Consider the following 18,392-nt stretch of genomic DNA (forward strand, 5'->3'; position numbering starts at 1 on the left):
TGTTGGAGAGGGCATAGGGCATTTTCTGGGAGCCATGCGGGTGGATGCGTTCCGGCTGCGCAGGAGTTCAAAGAGCATATGGATGGGTGGATAAGGCGCTTCCGATCTGCCAAAACTGTAGAAGGCAAAGCGCAGGTGATCATACCCGGTGATCCGGAGCGGGAAATGGAAGTAATACGCAGAAAAGAGGGAATACCGCTGCTGCTCCCTGTGGTGGACGATCTGCAGCAACTGGCCGCTAAACTATCGGTAGCACCCCTGGCTGAAGGAACACACTAAAAGATAAAGCCGATCCGGTAGACAAAGGGGGATTGGTAGGGATAGTAGGGATCGGTAGGGCTGTAGAAAACATCGTACAGGATGCCCAGGTGGAAGCCCCCTCGCCTACCGGCCGGCTGAAAGTAGCCGGCGCCTATCAGCATACGGTCTACCCAACGGCGGGCGCCAATCTCCTGATAGCTGATGGTTTGCATGTTGAGCTGCTCATATTCGGCCGTAGCATACACCTTGGGAAGCACAAAATAGCGGGTAAAGAGGCTGGCTCCGTAATTGTGGGTGCTGCGCTGCACATCCCGGTAATGGATATACTGGTAGATGCCCATAACCCCTGTAGACCATTTGGGCTTAATGCGGTAGCCTACAGAAGGAAACACCGTAATAAAGGTGCCAATATTGGTGAACTGAACACCCCCACCCCTCCAAAAAAACTTTATCGCGCCAGCGCGGGCGCTCGGGCTCGTTTTGCTCAATCGGCACACCCTGCCCCAAGGCACACAGGGAAAGGAAAATAAGTAGAAACAGGGGTAGTAGCTTAGTCTTCATTCTCTCTCTCAAGTACGTAAACAACCTCCTGTGGTTTACGCATGAGATACTTTTCCCGGGCAAACTTCTCCAGCATCGCGGGATCGCCCAGCAGTTCTTCCCGGTCTTTTTTCACTTCTTCTATCCGCTGCTGGTAGTGGGCTTTATCATCTTCCAGCCTGGACATTTTAGCACTGGTCCTGATCTGATTGGGGATATTGTTGGCATCAAGAAACAGCATCCAGACCAGATAGCCCAGGGCTGCCAGCACATAGATGTTACGGAAAATGGGAGGGATTTTTCGGATTGGTGACATAACCAGCTGTAGCGTAGGCTAAAGATACATAAAAAAGAAAAACGGGCTTATCCCTAAGCCCGTTTTTCCATTTCTGTTTCTGCCTGCCTAGAACCGGCGGCCGGGATAATAGGCCATATCCCCCAGCTCTTCCTCAATACGGATCAGCTGATTGTACTTGGCCATACGGTCAGAGCGGCTGGCCGATCCGGTTTTGATCTGCCCGGTGTTGAGTGCTACGGCCAGGTCGGCTATCGTATTGTCTTCGGTTTCGCCGCTGCGGTGGCTCATGATGCTCTTATAGGCATTGCGGTGAGCCAGGTTTACCGCATTGATGGTTTCAGTCAGTGAACCGATCTGGTTTACTTTGATCAGGATGGCATTGCCGATGCGCTGATCGATGCCCTGCTGCAGGCGCTTTACATTGGTTACGAACAGGTCATCGCCTACCAGCTGCACCTTATGGCCTACCAGTTCGGTATGGCGCTTCCAGCCGGCCCAGTCATCTTCGGCCATGCCATCTTCAATGGACAGAATGGGGTATTTGTTCACCCAGGTAGCCCAGTACTCGGCCATCTCATCGCTACTCAGCTGACGGTTATCCGATTTGTGGAAGGTATACAGGCCCGTTTTTTCATCGTAGAACTCTGTAGTGGCGGCATCCATGGCAATCATAAAGTCATCGCCGGGCTTATAGCCTGCTTTTTCTATGGCGCGCAGTACCATCTCAATGGCCTCTTCGTTGGAGCGAATGTTGGGTGCAAAACCGCCCTCATCCCCTACGTTGGTAGATAGGCCGGCATCTTTAAGCACCTTTTTCAGGTTATGGAATACTTCGGTGCCTTTGCGCAGGGCTTCCGAAAAGGTATCGGCCCCTACAGGCATGATCATGAACTCCTGGAAGTCGATGGCATTATCAGCATGGCTACCCCCATTGAGAATATTCATCATGGGTACAGGCAGGGTGTTGGCATTTACCCCCCCTACGTAGCGGAACAGCGACTGGCCGGCTTCCTGAGCAGCGGCTTTGGCAACTGCCAGCGAAACGCCCAGAATAGCATTAGCACCAAGCTTGCCTTTGTTTTCGGTACCATCCAGCTCCAGCATGGTCTGATCAATAAGGTTCTGATCGAAGACCGACATGCCCACCAACTCTTCTACAATGCTTTCATTTACATTCTCTACCGCCTTGGTAACACCTTTGCCCATATAGCGGTCTTTGTCATCATCACGAAGCTCAACGGCCTCATGTGCGCCGGTAGAGGCACCGGAGGGGACAGCCGCCCGACCCATTACGCCATTGGCGGTAATTACATCTACTTCAATGGTAGGGTTCCCCCTTGAATCAAGGATCTGACGGGCATGAATGTGCGAAATGATGCTCATAGTAAAAAAGTTTTAGTCGTTAAGTAAGTCTATAAAATGATCAAAGAGGTAGCGCGAGTCATGCGGGCCCGGAGACGACTCAGGGTGGTACTGTACAGAGAAAGCCGGTTTATCCTTAAGCTCAAAGCCTTCTACGGTACCATCATTTAGGTTCACATGCGTGATGTTGATCTTCTCCTGCTGCTTAATCGTTTCAGTATCAACTGCAAAACCGTGATTTTGTGAGGTGATCTCGCTTCTTCCGGTCACCAGATTTTTAACTGGTTGGTTGGCCCCTCTATGCCCGTGGTGCATTTTGTAGGTAGGCGCCCCTACGGCCAGCCCCAGGATCTGATGACCCAGGCAAATACCAAATAGGGGCTTATCAGACTCCAGCATTTTCTTAACCGTATCTACCGCATAGGGCATGGCACCCGGATCGCCGGGACCGTTGGAAATAAAATACCCATTGGGCCCCCACTGCGCAATTTCATCATAAGAGGTTTTGGCAGGAAATACCTTAAGCCGGCACCCACGCTCCGTTAAGTTGCTCATGATGCTTTTCTTGATCCCCAGATCCAGGACGGCAATTTTATAGCCCGCCCCTTCCGGACCCAGTTCATAGGCCTCCTGTGTGGTAACTTTACTGGACAATTCAAGCCCCTGCATATCGGGTATCTTATCCAGTTCGGCACGCAGCTTGTCCAGATCCAGTATCTCTGAAGAGATGATGCAGTTCATAGCCCCCTTAGACCGGATATGCCGCACCAGCTGGCGGGTATCTACATCGGCAATGCCCACAATCTCATTTTTCTCGAGGTATTCCTGCAGCCTGCTTTCGGCAGTTTTACGGCTTGAGATCGCAGAAAAGGTATTCACCACAAGCCCATTGATAGTGGGGCGGGCAGATTCCTGCTCCAGATCCAGCACCCCATAGTTGCCTATGTGAGCGGTAGTGTTTACCACTACCTGACCTGCATAGGAGGGATCGGTATAGATCTCCTGGTAGCCAGCCATGCTGGTATTGAAACAGATCTCGCCCCCATTGGTGCCGGTTTTACCAATAGAGGAACCCCAGAAGACGGTGCCATCCTGGAGCATCAAAACTGCGGGTTTTTTGGTATAGTATTTCATGCGCGTGAAGTCGGTGCAAATTTACATCAAAATATCAAACCAGAGGGGACAGAACGCAAAAAAGGGATTAAGCCTACGCCTAATCCCTTTTATAATCAGATGCCGGTTAGCATCATGCTTCAGTAGTTGAGTCGCCTTCAGCGCCTTTAGCTTCAGCTGCTGAACCTTCAGCACCTTTAGCTTTAGTGCGGCCGGCACGACGTGTACGTTTCGCTTTCCCTTTGGCCGGAGTTGCATCTTTCAGCATCAGCTCGTTGAAATCAACCAGCTCCATCAGGCAGGTCTCAGCGTTGTCACCCAGGCGATAGCCAGTGCGGATGATCCGCGTATAGCCGCCGGGGCGAGTTCCAACTTTTTCAGCTACCGGGCCAAAAAGCTCCTGAATAGCTGTTTTGTCCTGCAGGTAAGAGAATGCTACCCGTCTAGAGTGGGTCGTATTGTCTTTAGCCTTGGTGATAAGCGGCTCTACATACTTGCGAAGCGCCTTGGCTTTGGCAACAGTAGTGGTGATGCGCTTGTGCAGGATAAGAGAAGAAGCCATGTTAGACAACATCGCGCTGCGATGTGAGGCTGTTCTTCCGAGGTGATTTATTTTCTTACCGTGTCTCATGATACCTTAGTCCTCATCAAGTTTGTACTTGGATATATCCATGCCGAATACCAACCCTTTTTCTTGTACGAGTTGTTCCAGTTCGGCCAGCGACTTCTTACCGAAGTTGCGGAATTTCATCATATCAGAAATTTCAAGCTGCACCAGATCGCCCAGGGTACGCACATCAGCTGCTTTAAGGCAGTTATAGGCACGTACGGAGAGATCAAGATCATTCAGCGCTGTTTTCAGCATTTTACGCATGTGCAGCAATTCCTCATCAACTGCTTCAGGCTCGCCCTGCGCTCCAGACTCCAGAACCATGTTCTGATCTGAGAATAGCATGAAGTGCTGAATAAGAATATTGGCAGCGCCTTGCAGGGCTTTCTCAGGATGAATGGAACCGTCAGTTTCAATATCCAGTACCAGTTGCTCGTAGTCAGTTTTCTGCTCTACACGGGTATTTTCAATCCGATACTGTACGTTCTTGATCGGGGTGAAGATGGCATCAGTAGTGATGTAACCGAATACCTGCTCAGAGGGCTTATTCTCATCGGCGGGTACATAGCCACGTCCCTTCTCAACATACACTTCAATCTCCAGATCTACCGTTTCATCGCAGTTGAAGATTACCAGATCGGGATTCAGAACCTGAAAACCCTTCTGAGCATTCACCAGTTGACCTGCTTTGAGTTGCTTCTGACCTTTCACATGCACGGTAAACTGATTGTCTACCACATCTGCTACTTTCTTAAAGCGAACCTGCTTCAGATTAAGGATCACATCGCTCACATCTTCTACCACGCCTTCAATGGAAGAGAATTCGTGCAGAACGCCTGGAATCTTTATACCAACAATAGCATACCCCTCGAGCGACGACAGCAGAATTCTACGTAATGCATTACCTATTGTCACGCCGTATCCTGGTTCCAGTGGCTTGAAGGTGAATAGACCACGAAAGTCATCAGCCTTCTCCATGGCAACCTTTTCGGGCATCTGAAATGCTAGTATAGACATAAAGAAAAGGAATTAAATTTAAAAATTACTTAGAATAAAGCTCGACGATCAGCTGCTCTCTGATATTCTCAGGAACATCCTCACGCGCGGGAGGAGCAACAAATTTGCCCGTCATGTCAGAAGCATTCCACTCCAGCCAGTTGTAGCGCTGCGCAGTGCGGGCAGCCAGGCTATTAGTGATTACTTCAAGTGACTTAGACTTTTCCCGTACGCTGATCTGATCACCAGGGCGAAGGGTATAGCTGGGGATGTTCACTACCTGGCCGTTTACCATAATGTGCTTGTGCAGCACAAGCTGACGGGCGCCGCGGCGGGTGGGTGAAATACCAAGTCTGTACACGGTATTGTCAAGGCGTGCTTCCAGCAGGCGAAGCAGGTTATCACCTGTAATGCCTGGCAGGCGGCTGGCCTTATCAAAAAGATTCTCGAACTGGCGCTCAAGCATACCATAGATGTGCTTGGCCTTTTGCTTCTCCATCAGCTGGATGGCATATTCTGATTGCTTCTTACGGCGACCACGACCATGCATGCCGGGAGGATAGTTCTTCTTTTGAAAGGATTTGTCCGAACCAAAAATTGGCTCACCAAAGCGGCGGGCGATTTTGGTAGTAGGTCCTGTATATCTTGCCATTGTTAAACTACTTCTCGTCTAGGATTAAACTCTTCTGCGCTTGGGAGGACGGCATCCGTTGTGCGGCAGGGGTGTAACATCCTTGATGGTTGTTACATCGATACCTGCATTCTGGATGGTACGGATCGCGGACTCACGTCCTGCACCGGGTCCCTTTACATACACTTCTACTTTGCGTAGTCCCAGGTCATAAGCAGCGGAGGCAGCGTTTTGAGCGGCTACTTGGGCAGCATATGGAGTGTTCTTCTTGGAGCCTTTGAAACCCATTTTACCGGCAGATGCCCAAGAGATCACTTCACCATTGCCGTTAGTCATGCTAACGATAATATTGTTGAAAGAGGCTTTGATGTGTGCCTGTCCGATTGCTTCTACAACAACGACACGCTTTTTAGCCTTGTCTTTACGTTTTTGAGCCATGTCCTAAACCTTATTTAGTAGCTTTTTTCTTATTCGCTACAGTCTTACGTTTACCTTTACGTGTACGAGCATTGTTCTTGGTCTTCTGACCACGAACCGGCAGGCCCTTGCGGTGGCGAAGGCCACGGTAAGAACCAATGTCCATCAGACGCTTGATGCTTAGCTGGATCTCTGACTTCAGGACACCTTCAGTCTTGAACTCGTTGGTAATAATAGCACGAATAGCACCAGATTCATCATCGGTCCAGTCACGTACTTTTTTATCCAGATCTACATTGGCTTTCTCCAGGATGCTCTTGGCAGAGCTCCGTCCGATGCCAAAGATGTAGGTCAGGCTGATCTCGCCTCTTTTATTATCCGGAATATCAACTCCTGCAATACGGGCCATACTTATCCTTGTCTTTGTTTAAACCTGGGGTTCTTTTTGTTAATTACGTAGATCTTGCCTTTTCTGCGGATGATCTTGCAGTCGGCACTACGTTTCTTTACAGAAGCTTTAACTTTCATCGCTGCTTATTTATATCGGTAAACGATTCTTCCTTTGGTTAAATCATATGGCGACATTTCCAGCTTGACCTTGTCTCCTGGCAGAATCTTAATGTAATTCATGCGCATTTTGCCGGAAATGTGTGCAATCACTTGGTGGCCGTTTTCCAACTCTACACGAAACATAGCGTTCGAGAGGGCCTCAATTATTTTTCCATCCTGCGTAATGGATGATTGTTTTGCCATACTATTTATACAGTACTTCTTCTATATACTTATGTGTTGTCAAAATCTCAGCGCGCTCTTCCAGTACTACCACTGTGTGCTCAAAATGTGCTGAAGGAAGCTTATCGGCTGTACGGATTGTCCAACCATCCCGTTCCTGCACTACATTGCGCTTGCCCAGGTTGATCATTGGTTCAATAGCAAGAACCATCCCCTTTTTGAGGAGAGCACCTTTACCACGTTTGCCATAGTTCGGTACTTCAGGTTCTTCATGCAGGTTCTTACCTACCCCATGCCCAACAAGCTCCCTGACAACACTATACCCCTTTGCTTCCACAAAGGACTGAATAGCAAAACCAATATCTCCGATCCGCCTGCCGGCTACGGCCTGCTCAATACCCAGATAAAGGGACTGGCGGGTATATTCCAGCAAATCGGCAACCTTCTTATCAAGTTCGCCTACACCGTATGTGTAAGCGCAGTCACTGTGGTATCCCTTGTAAAAAACTCCACAATCTATGGAAACAACATCTCCTTCTTTTAGTTCATATTTGCCCGGAATTCCATGCACAACCTGCTCATTTGGTGAAATGCACAGGGTATGTTTAAATCCGTTGTATCCCTTAAAAGAAGGAAGTGCGGCATGATCCAGGATGTAGGCTTCAGCAGCTTTGTCCAACGCCTCAGTGGTAACACCGGGCTTAATGATCTTCGCTACTTCGGCATGCGCTCTTCCAAGTATTTCTGCCCCTTCTCTGATCAGGGCAAGGTCTTCTTCCCCTTTCAACCAGACCATTAAGCTACTGCAACATTTTCTGATTTACCACGAATCTTGCCTGATTTCATCATGCCTTCGTAGTGCCTCATCAGCAGGTAGCTGTTAATCTGATTCAGGGTATCCAGGATCACACCTACCATGATCAGCAGGGACGTTCCTCCAAAGAACTGGGCAAACTGCTGGTTTACCCCGGCCTGTACGGCAAGTGCAGGCAGAATAGCCACAATTGCCAGGAAGATTGAACCCGGAAGGGTGATTCTGGTCAGCACTCCGTCAATGAAATGGCTGGTATCTCTGCCCGGCTTGATGCCTGGTACAAAACCGCCATTCCGCTTCAGGTCATCGGCAATCTGGTTAGGATTGACGGTGATAGCTGTGTAGAAAAAGGTGAATACAATGATCAGGATAGCAAATACCAGGTTATACTCCCAGGAGGTATACGAGCTGAAGGTACGGCCAATGGAACTTGCCAGATCACTTTGATCAGCCCAGAAACCTGCTACAAGGCCCGGAAGGAACATCAGCGATTGAGCAAAGATAATGGGCATTACACCAGCTGCGTTGATCTTGAGGGGAATGTATTGGCGCTGACCGCCATATACCTTCCCACCAATTACCTGCTTTGCATATTGAATGGGTATTCTGCGGGTAGCCTGAGTGAGCATCACTACAGCCATTACCACAAAGAACAGGGCCACTAATTCAAGAATGAAGAACAGAAGTTCGCTTCCACCGCGGGTAAGTGCCTCAGCCCAGAGGGCGCCTGGCAGTACGGAGATGATACCAATCATGATCAACATGGAGATACCATTCCCGATCCCTTTATCGGTGATCCGCTCACCCAGCCACATAACGAACATGGTACCGGAGGTTAGTACGATCATGTTGGTAACCGTCCACCAGAAGGGGTCGATCATGATCGCTTCTGCAGGGATGATCCCGGATTGCAGATAACTGAAGCCCTGTACCAGCGTAATGGCAATCGTCAGCACCCGGGTGATCTGGTTGATCTTCTTTCGGCCAGATTCACCCTCCTTTTGCAGCTTGGTAAAGTAGGGTACAGCTACGGTTAGCAGCTGCACTACGATAGACGCTGAAATATAGGGCATAATACCCAGTGCAAAGATAGCTGCTTTGCTGAAAGCGCCGCCCAGAATGGTGTTCAACAGGGAAAGTATACCTTCCGTCGCCCCCTCCCCTAACATGTTAGGATCGGTAGCCGGTAATACGATGTGTGAGCCTAGGCGGAAAATGATCAGAAAACCCAGCGTATTGACAATCCGGGTTCTCAGATCTTCTATCGCAAAGATATTCCGTATGGTGCTGAAGAATTTGTTCATTCGCTTAGAGTTTAGTCACCTTACCACCAGCTCTCTCAATTGCTTCAAGAGCGGAGGCTGAGAGACCATGTGCCTCTACTGTCAGGGCTTTGGTAAGCTCACCATTACCCAGAACTTTGATCTTATCATTTTTGCCGGCCAGGCCGTGCTCTTTCAGCACGTCCACGGTGATGGTATCAAGCTGGAACTCATCAGCAAGCTGCTGAAGGGTAGACAGGTTGATCGGCTTGTAAATGATCTTGTTGTTATTCTTAAAGCCAAACTTAGGCACACGACGCTGAAGGGGCATCTGACCACCTTCAAAACCTGCTTTCTGGCTGTAACCAGAGCGAGATTTGGCACCTTTGTGACCACGGGTTGAGGTTCCGCCTCTACCTGATCCTGTACCACGACCGATACGCTTGCCGCTTTTAACAGATCCTTCTGCTGGCTGTAGTGTATTCAGTTTCATCTTATGCCTCCTTATAGCTTACCAGGTGACCAACTTTATTTAGCATGCCCAGGATCTGGGGAGTACCTTCGTGCTCCACGGTCTGGTTCAGTTTGCGAAGGCCCAATGCCTGCAGCGTAGCTTTTTGCCGCGCCGGACGCTTGATTGAGCTTTTAACTTGTGTAATGATCAGTTTAGCCATGACATTAACCGTTAAATACTTTAGACATAGGAACACCACGCTGCATGGCTACGGTATGCGCATCGCGCATATTGGTCAGTGCATCAAAGGTAGCCTTTACCACGTTATGCGGGTTTGAAGAACCTTTGGATTTGGCCAGTACGTTATGAACGCCGGCACTTTCGAACACAGCACGCATCGCACCACCGGCAATTACACCGGTACCGGCGGCAGCCGGCTTTACCAGTACGAAACCGCCACTGTATTTACCTTCGGCCGTATGAGGCACGGTACCATTGATGATGGGTACACGGATAAGGTTTTTCTTGGCATCTTCGATTCCCTTTACAATCGCATCGGTCACCTCATTTGCTTTTCCAAGTCCGTATCCAACTACACCCTGACCATCGCCAACAACCACAATAGCGGCAAAGCTGAAACGGCGACCGCCCTTTACAACCTTGGCTACTCTATTGATAGCTACTACCTTTTCTTTCAGGTCTATTTCGCTAGCTTTTACTGTTTTTACTGTTGCTTGAGCCATGATGTACTTAGAAATTTAATCCACCCTCCCGGGCACCTTCTGCCAGAGCTTTAACTTGTCCGTGGTATTTGTAGCCGTTACGGTCAAATACTACTGCAGTAACACCTGCTTCTTTTGCTTTTTCAGCAAGCGCTGTGCCTACTGTTTTGGCAGAACCAATGGTTGCGTTGGCAACTTCAAGCTCTCTGCTGGAGGCGGCTGCAATGGTGTGACCTTTCAGGTCATCTATAAGCTGAGCATAAATCCCCTTATTGCTCTTGAAAACTGATAGTCTGGGACGCTCAGATGTTCCGCTAATTTTGCGACGAATTCCTTTACGGATTCTGTCCCTACTGGATAGACGAATATTCTTAGCCATTTACTTATTTTTTAGAAGCGGACTTACCAGCTTTTCTTCTTACAAATTCACCAACGAAGCGGATACCTTTCCCTTTATAAGGCTCTACTTTGCGCAGGGACTTAATTTTAGCAGCAACCTGACCGATCAGCTGCTTGTCAATACCTTCCAGGGTTACCAGCGGGTTTTTACCTTTGGGCGTTTCGGCAGAGATCTTGATCTCTTCGGGAACAGCCAGGAAGATGCTGTGAGAATAGCCAACGTTAAGTTCCAGGATATTACCCTGTACGGCGGCTTTGTAGCCTACCCCTACAAGTTCCAGTTCTTTTTTGTAGCCCTGGCTAACCCCTACCACCATGTTGTTGATAAGGGAGCGGTACAGACCATGAAGGGCCTTGTGACGTTTTTGCTCTGTAGGGCGTGTAACAGCCAGACTTCCGTTATCCATAGCAACGGAGAAGTCTGTATCTATTTTTTGTGAAAGCGTACCTTTTGGACCTTTTACGGTCACAACGTCTTTGTCAACCTTGATGTCGACACCGCTAGGTATGCTGATGGGTTTAAGACCAACTCGTGACATAGTAGCGTAATTAGTAAACGTAACACAAAACTTCGCCGCCTACATTCTGCAGACGAGCTTCTTTATCTGTCATCAGACCTTTGGAGGTAGACACAATGGCTACACCCATGCCATTTAGAACACGGGGAAGGGCGTCTGATTTTGCGTACTTGCGCAAACCTGGTTTACTAACTCGCTCCAGCTTAACAATTGCTGAGTTTTTCGTAACCGGATTATACTTAAGGGCAATCTTAATGATACCGCCTACCTTGGCTTCATCATCAAACTTGTAACTTTGGATATACCCTTTGTCGTATAATACCTTAGTTATCTCTTTTTTGATGTTGGAAGCAGGAATCTCAACCACCCTGTGGTTGGCCTTAATGGCATTTCTGAGCCTGGTCAGGTAATCTGCTATAGGATCCATCTAAATAATAAGTTGTCTTGCACACCGTAATGGCCTGCAAAAGTACTACTTTTTTTCGTTTAATAAAATATTTGGTGCAGGAATTACCAGCTGGCTTTGGTTACGCCAGGGATCTTGCCTGCTGAGGCCATTTCGCGGAAGGTCACACGAGAGATGCCAAACTTACGCATGTAGCCTCTTGGACGACCGGTTAGTTTGCAGCGGTTATGCAGACGAACTGCAGATGAGCTCTTAGGAAGTTTGTCCAGAGCCTCATAATCGCCGGCAGCTTTCAGGGCAGCGCGCTTCTCAGCGAATTTTGCCACCATCTTAGCTCTTTTGCGCTCTCTGGCCTTGATTGATTCTTTTGCCATGGTTAAGCGTTTTTATTTGAGAAGGGTAATCCAAACTCTTTCAGCAGCGCGTAGCACTCTTCGTCGGTATCAGCCGTCGTTACAAAGGTAATGTTCATACCTGTAATGCGGTTTACCTTGTCGATTGAGATCTCAGGGAAGATGATCTGCTCCTGTACACCCAGGGTATAGTTGCCACGGCCATCGAATCCTTTGCTGTTGATGCCTTTGAAGTCACGTACGCGGGGCAGTGCTACGGTCATCAGACGGTCCAGGAATTCATACATACGCTCTCCACGCAGCGTTACCTTGGCGCCGATGGGCATGCCTTCACGCAGCTTAAAGTTAGAGATCGAAAGTTTAGCCTTGGTAGCAACTGCCTTCTGGCCGGCAATCGTCGACAGCTCGTCGATGCTTACGTCTACCAGTTTTTTGTCAGCTACTGCTGCACCAACGCCACGGTTGATGCTGATCTTAACGAGTTTTGGCACCTGCATAACTGACTTATAAGAGAACTTCTCTTGTAGAGCAGGTACGATTTCGCTGAGATACTTATCTTTTAGCCTAGGATTAGCCATTAGTGATAAATTGTCCGTTATTTTTCTTTGAGTAACGCTGTAGCTTTCCCTGATCGTTCAGCTTACGGCCAATGCGTGTTGCCTGACCAGTAGCCGGATCTACCACCATTAGGTTGCTAATGTGGATAGGAGCTTCTTTATGTGTGATGCCACCCTCGGGGTTTTGGGCATTAGGCTTCTGGTGTTTGTGCTTCATGTTCACACCTTCTACTATGGCCTTCTGCTCATCCCGCAAAATTTGCTGTACCTTGCCGGTTTTACCACGATCTGCACCAGTCAGTACTTTCACAGTATCACCTGTGCGGATGTGAAGTTTGGCAGTCTTAGTTGTTGTTGCTTTCATATCCAATTACAATACTTCTGGAGCCAGAGAAACAATTTTCATGAATTGCTTTTCGCGCAATTCGCGTGCTACCGGGCCGAAGATACGCGTGCCGCGGGGCTCGTCCTGGTTGTTCAGGAGCACAGCAGCGTTTTCTTCGAAACGGATATAGGATCCGTCTTTGCGGCGTATTTCTTTCTTGGTACGAACAACTACCGCCTTGCTTACAGTTCCTTTTTTGATGTTGCTGGCTGGGATTGCGCTCTTCACAGAAACGACGATCTTGTCACCAACACTTGCATAGCGTTTACCCGTACCGCCAAGCACTCTGATACAAAGTACTTCTTTAGCGCCGCTGTTATCGGCTACGGCCAGTCTTGATTCTTGTTGTATCATGATTACTTCGCTCTTTCTAGGATTTCAACTAAACGCCAGCGCTTTTCTTTGCTAAGGGGGCGTGTTTCAGAGATCAGAACGGTGTCACCTATGTTGCACTCATTCTTCTCATCATGGGCTTTGAACTTGGTGGACTTACCGATGAACTTACCGTAGATGGGGTGTTTCTCCTTACGAGATACTTCTACGGTGATGGTTTTTTGCATCTTGTTGCTCACCACCTTGCCAATCCGTTCTTTACGTAAATTGCGAGGCTCCATCTTTTAATTAGTTATTTCTTTAGCCCTTAATTCGGTTTCCATTTTGGCTATCAAGCGCCGGGAATGTCTGATCTTCATGGGGTTCTCTACCGGAGAGATCTCATGGGCAAACTTAAGCTTTTGAAGGCCTTCTTTCTCTGCTGCAATGCGCTCTTTTAGCTCATCTGCAGACAAGGAACGTATTTCTTGGTTTTTCATGACCTGGCTTATCCTACAAAATCGTTTCGTACAATAAATTTAGTTTTGATAGGAAGCTTTTGTGCTGCCAGGCGAAGTGATTCCTGAGCCAGTTCAGGGGCTACCCCTGTAGACTCAAAAAGGATCGTACCTGGTTTTACAATGGCTACCCAGTATTCCGGAGCACCTTTACCCTTACCCATCCGAACCTCTGCAGGCTTTTTGGTGATGGGTTTGTCTGGGAAGATCCGGATCCATACGCGGCCTTCGCGTTTCATTGCACGGGTCATGGCGATACGAGCTGCCTCAATCTGCCGTGAAGTTATAAATCCCGGCTCCAGGGCTTTGATGCCAAAGTTGCCGAAGGTAAGGGTATGGCCGCGCTGTGCGATGCCGGTAACCCTGCCCTTTTGTTGCTTTCTAAATTTTGTTCTTTTTGGCTGTAACATGGTTCGTACAGAATTAACGACAGCTTATTTTCTTTTCTTTCTTGCGCCGCCACGGGCACCTTCTCTTCTTTGCTTGCCTGGTCCTGCAGGACGACGACCCTCGGGGCCACCGCTTTGCGCCTGAGCAGCTGCATTTGGAGAAAGGTCGGGCTTACCGTAAACCTCCCCTTTGAAGATCCACACCTTGATACCGATCTTACCGTATACCGTTTGTGCTTCAGAGATAGCATAATCGATATCGGCACGAAGGGTGTGCAGGGGAATACGGCCTTCTTTGTATTGCTCTGTACGAGCCATCTCAGCACCGCCTAGACGGCCTGAACATTTGATCTTGATACCCTGGGCACCTACACGCATGGCACTGGCAATGGCCTGTTTCATCGCACGACGATACGAGATCCGTGCCTGTAGCTGCTGGGCAATTGAATCACCTACCAGCTGTGAATCGATCTCAGGACGCTTGATCTCAAAGATGTTGATCTGAACATCTTTGCTGGTCAGCTTCTTGAGCTCTTCCCGCAGCCTGTCTACCTCGGCGCCACCTTTGCCAATCACTACACCCGGACGGGCCGTATGGATGGTAAGGGTAATGCGCTTGAGTGTACGCTCTATAATGATCTTTGAAATACCACCCTTTGGAATACGGGCGAAAATGTATTTGCGGATATTATGATCTTCGATCAGTTTATCGGAAAAAGTCTTGCCACCGTACCAGTTTGACTCCCACCCTTTGATAATGCCTAATCGGAGACCTATTGGATTAACTTTCTGTCCCATGATTATTCTGCGCTAGTGTTAGTTTGTTCGTTTGTCTGGTTGCTGCGGCTGGCAACTACCAGCGTTACGTGGTTGGATCTTTTTCTGATGCGGTGTGCTCTACCCTGCGGAGCAGGACGAAGGCGCTTCAGAATACGGCCACTGTCAACCCGGATTTCCTTTACGAACAGGCCGGCTTCTTCAAGACGTGCATCCTCGTGTTTGTTCTGCCAGTTAGAGATAGCTGATACAAGCAATTTCTCCAGGCGCTCAGAGCTGTGTTTTGAATCGAACTTCAATACGCTCAATGCTCTGTCTACAGCCAGGCCACGAATCATATCGGCTACCAGCCTCATCTTACGAGGCGATGTAGGCACGTTATTAAGCTTTGCTATTGCTTCCATATTATCTCTTACCTTTATCTTTTTTCGCAGTGTGACCTCTGAAGTTACGGGTAGGAGCGAATTCGCCCATTTTGTGACCTACCATGTTCTCTGTCACATACACAGGTATAAACTTGTTGCCATTGTGAACGGCAAATGTGTGGCCTACAAAGTCCGGAGAGATCATAGAACGGCGAGACCAGGTCTTAATGACAGACTTTTTGCCTCCTTCGTTCATTTTAGATACTTTATTTTCCAGCCGGAAATCTATGTATGGTCCTTTTTTAAGTGAGCGTGCCATTATTTCTTCCTTTTGCTAATGATTAAGCCGTTGCTGTACTTTTTCGGACTTCTGGTTTTCTTACCTTTTGAGATCTGACCATTGCGAGAGCGTGGGTGACCACCGGATGCACGGCCTTCGCCACCACCCATAGGGTGATCAACCGGGTTCATGGCTACACCACGTACGCGAGGACGACGTCCCAGCCAGCGGTTACGACCTGCTTTACCCAGGCTTTCGTTCATGTGGGTTCCGTTGGAAACAGTACCTACGGTAGCCATACACTCTACCAGCACACTGCGCATTTCGCCAGAAGGAAGCTTAATGGTTGCATATTTACCCTCACGGGCTACCAGCTGACCATAGGAGCCTGCACTGCGGGCCATTGCTCCACCCTTACCAGGCTTCAGCTCAATGTTGTGTACAATAGTACCCAGGGGTATGCTTTTCAGAGGAAGGGCATTGCCCAGCTCGGGTGCTACCGCTGTACCGCTGATCACCGTTTGTCCGGCAGCCAGGCCTTCGGGAGCCAGGATATAGGCTTTTGCGCCATCTGCATAAACGATAAGGGCAACACGTGCAGTACGGGTTGGATCGTACTCAATCGCTTTTACAGTAGCGGGTACATCATAATGGGCACGCTGAAAGTCGATTGCACGTACTTTCTGCTTGTGACCACCACCAATATAGCGCATGGTTCTGCGGCCCTGATTGTTCCGGCCACCAGATTTCTTCTTTGTTACCAGCAGTGACTTCTCCGGCTGATCGCTGGTAATTTCACTGAAGGTTGGTGCTATTCTGAAACGCTGACCCGGTGTTACCGGTCTTAGTTTTTTAATTGCCATCACTAATCTTATTAAATGCCGCTGTAAAAGTCGATTACTTCACCCTCAGCTACAGAAACAACGGCTTTCTTATAAGAGGCAGTTTTGCCACTTACCACGCCTGTTTTGGTGTAGCGGGATTTGGTTTTACCATTATAACGCATGGTGTTTACTGATTCCACCGTTACGCCGTAGGCCTTTTCAATAGCCTTTTTGATTTCAACTTTGTTAGCAGTCTTTGCTACCACAAAGCCGTATTTACCCTTTTCATTCAGGGCAGATACTTTCTCGGTTACTAGAGGTTTGATCAGCACACTCATGATTCAGCGGTATAAAGTTCTTCCAGTTTCTGTATGGCGCCCTCACTGAAGATCAGCGTATCGGCCTTCATTATTTCATAGGTGTTCAGCTCAGATGCTGTGGTCACACGGGCATTCTGAATGTTGCGGCTTGACAGCACTACGTTCTGATCATTCTCGGCCAGTACCAGCAGCGTTTTCTTGCTGCTCAGCGATAAGCCATTGAGCAGGCTCAGGTACGATTTGGTTTTGGGAGCATCAAAGCTGAAGTTTTCCAGCACGCTGATGCTCTCACCTTTTGCCTTATAGGCCAGCGCGGACAGTCTTGCCAGCTGCTTCACCTTCTTATTCAGCTTGAAGCTGTAGTTACGAGGTCTTGGACCAAAAATACGTCCACCGCCACGGAATACAGGCGACTTGATGCTACCTGCACGGGCTGTACCGGTACCCTTTTGTTTCTTGATCTTACGCGTAGAGCCAGCTACCTCGTTTCTCTCCTTTGACTTGTGCGTTCCCTGACGTTGGTTAGCCAAATACTGCTTTACATCCAGGTAGATTGCATGATCGTTTGGTTCGATACCAAACACAGACGCAGCCAGTGTTACTTTACGGCCTGTGTCTTCACCATTATTTTTCAGTACTGAAACTTCCATGGTTTACTTCTCTAGAATTACGTAAGAATTTTTCGCTCCTGGAATTGAGCCACTTACCAACAGCAGATTCTGCTCAGGAAAGATTTTTAGAACGCGTAAGTTAACCATCTTAACTCTACGGCCACCAGTTCTGCCGGCCATGCGCTGTCCTTTGAATACCCGAGAGGGGAAAGAACACGCACCAATTGAACCTGGCGCACGCAGACGGTTGTGCTGACCGTGGGTCGCTTCACCTACACCGGAAAATCCATGGCGTTTCACAACACCCTGAAATCCTTTGCCTTTTGATGTGCCAATGGCATCTACGAAATCGCCTTCGATGAATACCTCACCGGCTTTGATCTCGTTTCCAATCGCCACTCCTCCCTCAAACTCCACCCGGAAGTCGCGGAATTCAACCACTTTACGCTTTGGTGTGGTCTTGGCCTTTGCAAAGTGTCCGGCCAGCGCTTTGCTTGTATGCTTTTCTTTGCGCTCGCCGTAAGCCAACTGTACGGCCCGATAGCCATCAGTTTCTTCATCTTTTACTTGCGTTACCACGCAAGGACCAGCCTCCACTACTGTGCATGCGACATTTTGTCCATCGGCACTGAAGATGCTAGTCATCCCGATTTTTTTTCCGATTATACCAGACATTTTATCTGTTAGTTTACCTTGAAGCTGCGTACTATTTGCGCAACTTACTTTTCATAAAGGACTGCAAAGTTATAAAAAAAGTTTACAAGTAAAATCTTGTTCCACAATTTATCCCCTGCGCTAAAACAAAAAAGAACCAACTTCCGCTGCCGGCAAGTTGGTTCTTTTGTAAACGTGCGGTGTTATCACACTTTGATCTCTACATCTACACCACTGGGTAGTTCAAGCTTCATCAGGGCATCTACGGTTTTGGCACTTGTAGAATAAATATCTACCAGGCGCTTGTAGGTGCACAGCTGGAATTGCTCCCGAGACTTCTTGTTTACGTGGGGAGAACGAAGAACAGTGAAGATTTCCTTCTCTGTGGGCAAAGGGATAGGACCATTTACCACAGCTCCGGTAGCTTTTACCGCCCGTACGATCTTCTCAGACGATTTGTCTACCAGGTTGTGATCGTATGATTTTAACTTTATGCGAATTTTCTGGTTCAT

Annotated in this window: 35 protein-coding genes; 1 reads left to right on the forward strand and 34 read right to left on the reverse strand. The window is 48.5% G+C overall.

The genetic code is table 11. The features are described from left to right. Positions 1 to 279 (forward strand): Ldh family oxidoreductase (locus ADICEAN_RS03595; protein ID WP_040396142.1); only part of this gene is annotated, 279 nt, incomplete at its 5' end. On the opposite strand, the gene ADICEAN_RS20895 is transcribed toward ADICEAN_RS03595, so the two are convergent. The 34 genes from ADICEAN_RS20895 to rpsJ all read right to left on the reverse strand — a co-directional run bounded on the left by ADICEAN_RS20895 (position 276) and on the right by rpsJ (position 18,392). Beyond that, on the reverse strand, positions 276 to 653 hold the full coding sequence (locus ADICEAN_RS20895) for a hypothetical protein (protein ID WP_152426306.1): 378 nt from the start codon (positions 651 to 653) through the stop codon (positions 276 to 278). The two genes, ADICEAN_RS03595 and ADICEAN_RS20895, sit on opposite strands and share 4 nt — an antisense overlap. Positions 654 to 811: 158 nt before the next feature. Further along, complete coding sequence (locus ADICEAN_RS03605) at positions 812 to 1,117, reverse strand: FtsB family cell division protein (RefSeq protein WP_009194167.1); 306 nt, start codon at positions 1,115 to 1,117, stop codon at positions 812 to 814. Positions 1,118 to 1,204: 87 nt separating this feature from the next. Beyond that, on the reverse strand, positions 1,205 to 2,482 hold the full coding sequence (eno, locus tag ADICEAN_RS03610) for a phosphopyruvate hydratase (protein ID WP_009194168.1): 1,278 nt from the start codon (positions 2,480 to 2,482) through the stop codon (positions 1,205 to 1,207). A 12-nt stretch (positions 2,483 to 2,494) separates the two neighbouring features. Further along, the gene (gene carA, locus ADICEAN_RS03615; protein WP_009194169.1) at positions 2,495 to 3,595 is read right to left on the reverse strand and encodes a glutamine-hydrolyzing carbamoyl-phosphate synthase small subunit; all 1,101 of its coding nucleotides are present in this window, start codon (positions 3,593 to 3,595) and stop codon (positions 2,495 to 2,497) included. A gap of 112 nt (positions 3,596 to 3,707) precedes the next feature. Next, on the reverse strand, positions 3,708 to 4,205 hold the full coding sequence (gene rplQ, locus ADICEAN_RS03620) for a 50S ribosomal protein L17 (protein ID WP_040396143.1): 498 nt from the start codon (positions 4,203 to 4,205) through the stop codon (positions 3,708 to 3,710). Positions 4,206 to 4,211: 6 nt separating this feature from the next. After that, a complete protein-coding gene (locus tag ADICEAN_RS03625) occupies positions 4,212 to 5,201 on the reverse strand; it encodes a DNA-directed RNA polymerase subunit alpha (RefSeq protein WP_009194171.1) in 990 nt (329 codons plus the stop codon). A gap of 25 nt (positions 5,202 to 5,226) precedes the next feature. Then, positions 5,227 to 5,832 (reverse strand): 30S ribosomal protein S4, encoded by a 606-nt coding sequence (rpsD, locus tag ADICEAN_RS03630; protein WP_009194172.1) that lies wholly within the window; start codon positions 5,830 to 5,832, stop codon positions 5,227 to 5,229. 24 nt (positions 5,833 to 5,856) lie between these two features. Beyond that, positions 5,857 to 6,249: a 30S ribosomal protein S11 gene (gene rpsK, locus ADICEAN_RS03635; protein WP_009194173.1), complete on the reverse strand. Its 393-nt coding sequence runs from the start codon at positions 6,247 to 6,249 to the stop codon at positions 5,857 to 5,859. Between the two features lie 10 nt (positions 6,250 to 6,259). After that, a complete protein-coding gene (rpsM, locus tag ADICEAN_RS03640) occupies positions 6,260 to 6,637 on the reverse strand; it encodes a 30S ribosomal protein S13 (RefSeq protein ID WP_009194174.1) in 378 nt (125 codons plus the stop codon). A gap of 2 nt (positions 6,638 to 6,639) precedes the next feature. Beyond that, a complete protein-coding gene (gene ykgO, locus ADICEAN_RS03645) occupies positions 6,640 to 6,756 on the reverse strand; it encodes a type B 50S ribosomal protein L36 (protein ID WP_009194175.1) in 117 nt (38 codons plus the stop codon). A gap of 6 nt (positions 6,757 to 6,762) precedes the next feature. Further along, positions 6,763 to 6,981: a translation initiation factor IF-1 gene (gene infA / locus ADICEAN_RS03650; protein ID WP_009194176.1), complete on the reverse strand. Its 219-nt coding sequence runs from the start codon at positions 6,979 to 6,981 to the stop codon at positions 6,763 to 6,765. A 1-nt stretch (position 6,982) separates the two neighbouring features. Then, positions 6,983 to 7,756, reverse strand: coding sequence for a type I methionyl aminopeptidase (gene map / locus ADICEAN_RS03655; protein ID WP_009194177.1), 774 nt, complete (start codon positions 7,754 to 7,756; stop codon positions 6,983 to 6,985). Beyond that, positions 7,756 to 9,078, reverse strand: a complete 1,323-nt coding sequence (secY, locus tag ADICEAN_RS03660; protein ID WP_009194178.1) for a preprotein translocase subunit SecY — start codon at positions 9,076 to 9,078, stop codon at positions 7,756 to 7,758. Before secY ends, map begins: the two co-directional genes overlap by 1 nt. Before the next feature lie 4 nt (positions 9,079 to 9,082). Then, complete coding sequence (gene rplO / locus ADICEAN_RS03665) at positions 9,083 to 9,529, reverse strand: 50S ribosomal protein L15 (RefSeq protein WP_040396144.1); 447 nt, start codon at positions 9,527 to 9,529, stop codon at positions 9,083 to 9,085. A 1-nt stretch (position 9,530) separates the two neighbouring features. After that, positions 9,531 to 9,710: a 50S ribosomal protein L30 gene (gene rpmD, locus ADICEAN_RS03670; protein ID WP_009194180.1), complete on the reverse strand. Its 180-nt coding sequence runs from the start codon at positions 9,708 to 9,710 to the stop codon at positions 9,531 to 9,533. 4 nt (positions 9,711 to 9,714) lie between these two features. Further along, entirely contained in the window at positions 9,715 to 10,233 is a 519-nt protein-coding gene (rpsE, locus tag ADICEAN_RS03675) for a 30S ribosomal protein S5 (RefSeq protein ID WP_009194181.1), read from the reverse strand. Between the two features lie 7 nt (positions 10,234 to 10,240). Beyond that, entirely contained in the window at positions 10,241 to 10,591 is a 351-nt protein-coding gene (rplR, locus tag ADICEAN_RS03680; RefSeq protein ID WP_009194182.1) for a 50S ribosomal protein L18, read from the reverse strand. 4 nt (positions 10,592 to 10,595) lie between these two features. Then, positions 10,596 to 11,150, reverse strand: a complete 555-nt coding sequence (gene rplF, locus ADICEAN_RS03685) for a 50S ribosomal protein L6 (RefSeq protein ID WP_009194183.1) — start codon at positions 11,148 to 11,150, stop codon at positions 10,596 to 10,598. Positions 11,151 to 11,160: 10 nt separating this feature from the next. Next, a complete protein-coding gene (rpsH, locus tag ADICEAN_RS03690; protein ID WP_009194184.1) occupies positions 11,161 to 11,556 on the reverse strand; it encodes a 30S ribosomal protein S8 in 396 nt (131 codons plus the stop codon). Positions 11,557 to 11,639: 83 nt separating this feature from the next. After that, complete coding sequence (gene rpsN, locus ADICEAN_RS03695; RefSeq protein WP_009194185.1) at positions 11,640 to 11,909, reverse strand: 30S ribosomal protein S14; 270 nt, start codon at positions 11,907 to 11,909, stop codon at positions 11,640 to 11,642. A 2-nt stretch (positions 11,910 to 11,911) separates the two neighbouring features. After that, the gene (gene rplE, locus ADICEAN_RS03700; RefSeq protein ID WP_040396147.1) at positions 11,912 to 12,466 is read right to left on the reverse strand and encodes a 50S ribosomal protein L5; all 555 of its coding nucleotides are present in this window, start codon (positions 12,464 to 12,466) and stop codon (positions 11,912 to 11,914) included. Continuing rightward, positions 12,459 to 12,809 carry a 50S ribosomal protein L24 gene (rplX, locus tag ADICEAN_RS03705; protein ID WP_009194187.1) on the reverse strand — a complete coding sequence of 117 codons (351 nt, stop codon included), beginning with the start codon at positions 12,807 to 12,809 and terminating at the stop codon, positions 12,459 to 12,461. The genes rplE and rplX overlap by 8 nt, the downstream gene beginning before the upstream one ends. A 6-nt stretch (positions 12,810 to 12,815) precedes the next feature. Further along, positions 12,816 to 13,184 carry a 50S ribosomal protein L14 gene (rplN, locus tag ADICEAN_RS03710; protein ID WP_009194188.1) on the reverse strand — a complete coding sequence of 123 codons (369 nt, stop codon included), beginning with the start codon at positions 13,182 to 13,184 and terminating at the stop codon, positions 12,816 to 12,818. 2 nt (positions 13,185 to 13,186) lie between these two features. Further along, a complete protein-coding gene (gene rpsQ, locus ADICEAN_RS03715) occupies positions 13,187 to 13,444 on the reverse strand; it encodes a 30S ribosomal protein S17 (RefSeq protein WP_009194189.1) in 258 nt (85 codons plus the stop codon). 3 nt (positions 13,445 to 13,447) lie between these two features. Beyond that, entirely contained in the window at positions 13,448 to 13,642 is a 195-nt protein-coding gene (gene rpmC, locus ADICEAN_RS03720; RefSeq protein WP_009194190.1) for a 50S ribosomal protein L29, read from the reverse strand. A gap of 8 nt (positions 13,643 to 13,650) precedes the next feature. Beyond that, positions 13,651 to 14,070 carry a 50S ribosomal protein L16 gene (gene rplP, locus ADICEAN_RS03725; RefSeq protein WP_009194191.1) on the reverse strand — a complete coding sequence of 140 codons (420 nt, stop codon included), beginning with the start codon at positions 14,068 to 14,070 and terminating at the stop codon, positions 13,651 to 13,653. A gap of 24 nt (positions 14,071 to 14,094) precedes the next feature. Next, positions 14,095 to 14,847, reverse strand: a complete 753-nt coding sequence (rpsC, locus tag ADICEAN_RS03730; RefSeq protein WP_009194192.1) for a 30S ribosomal protein S3 — start codon at positions 14,845 to 14,847, stop codon at positions 14,095 to 14,097. Positions 14,848 to 14,849: 2 nt separating this feature from the next. Then, positions 14,850 to 15,230 carry a 50S ribosomal protein L22 gene (gene rplV, locus ADICEAN_RS03735; protein WP_009194193.1) on the reverse strand — a complete coding sequence of 127 codons (381 nt, stop codon included), beginning with the start codon at positions 15,228 to 15,230 and terminating at the stop codon, positions 14,850 to 14,852. 1 nt (position 15,231) lies between these two features. Next, positions 15,232 to 15,510 carry a 30S ribosomal protein S19 gene (rpsS, locus tag ADICEAN_RS03740; protein ID WP_009194194.1) on the reverse strand — a complete coding sequence of 93 codons (279 nt, stop codon included), beginning with the start codon at positions 15,508 to 15,510 and terminating at the stop codon, positions 15,232 to 15,234. Continuing rightward, entirely contained in the window at positions 15,510 to 16,334 is an 825-nt protein-coding gene (gene rplB / locus ADICEAN_RS03745) for a 50S ribosomal protein L2 (RefSeq protein ID WP_009194195.1), read from the reverse strand. The genes rpsS and rplB overlap by 1 nt, the downstream gene beginning before the upstream one ends. A gap of 11 nt (positions 16,335 to 16,345) precedes the next feature. After that, the gene (gene rplW / locus ADICEAN_RS03750) at positions 16,346 to 16,633 is read right to left on the reverse strand and encodes a 50S ribosomal protein L23 (protein WP_009194196.1); all 288 of its coding nucleotides are present in this window, start codon (positions 16,631 to 16,633) and stop codon (positions 16,346 to 16,348) included. Beyond that, complete coding sequence (rplD, locus tag ADICEAN_RS03755; protein ID WP_009194197.1) at positions 16,630 to 17,265, reverse strand: 50S ribosomal protein L4; 636 nt, start codon at positions 17,263 to 17,265, stop codon at positions 16,630 to 16,632. Before rplD ends, rplW begins: the two co-directional genes overlap by 4 nt. Before the next feature lie 3 nt (positions 17,266 to 17,268). Then, a complete protein-coding gene (rplC, locus tag ADICEAN_RS03760; RefSeq protein WP_040396150.1) occupies positions 17,269 to 17,901 on the reverse strand; it encodes a 50S ribosomal protein L3 in 633 nt (210 codons plus the stop codon). A gap of 185 nt (positions 17,902 to 18,086) precedes the next feature. Continuing rightward, positions 18,087 to 18,392 carry a 30S ribosomal protein S10 gene (gene rpsJ, locus ADICEAN_RS03765; protein ID WP_009194199.1) on the reverse strand — a complete coding sequence of 102 codons (306 nt, stop codon included), beginning with the start codon at positions 18,390 to 18,392 and terminating at the stop codon, positions 18,087 to 18,089.

Source organism: Cesiribacter andamanensis AMV16 (assembly GCF_000348925.1).
Lineage (GTDB): Bacteria > Bacteroidota > Bacteroidia > Cytophagales > Cyclobacteriaceae > Cesiribacter > Cesiribacter andamanensis.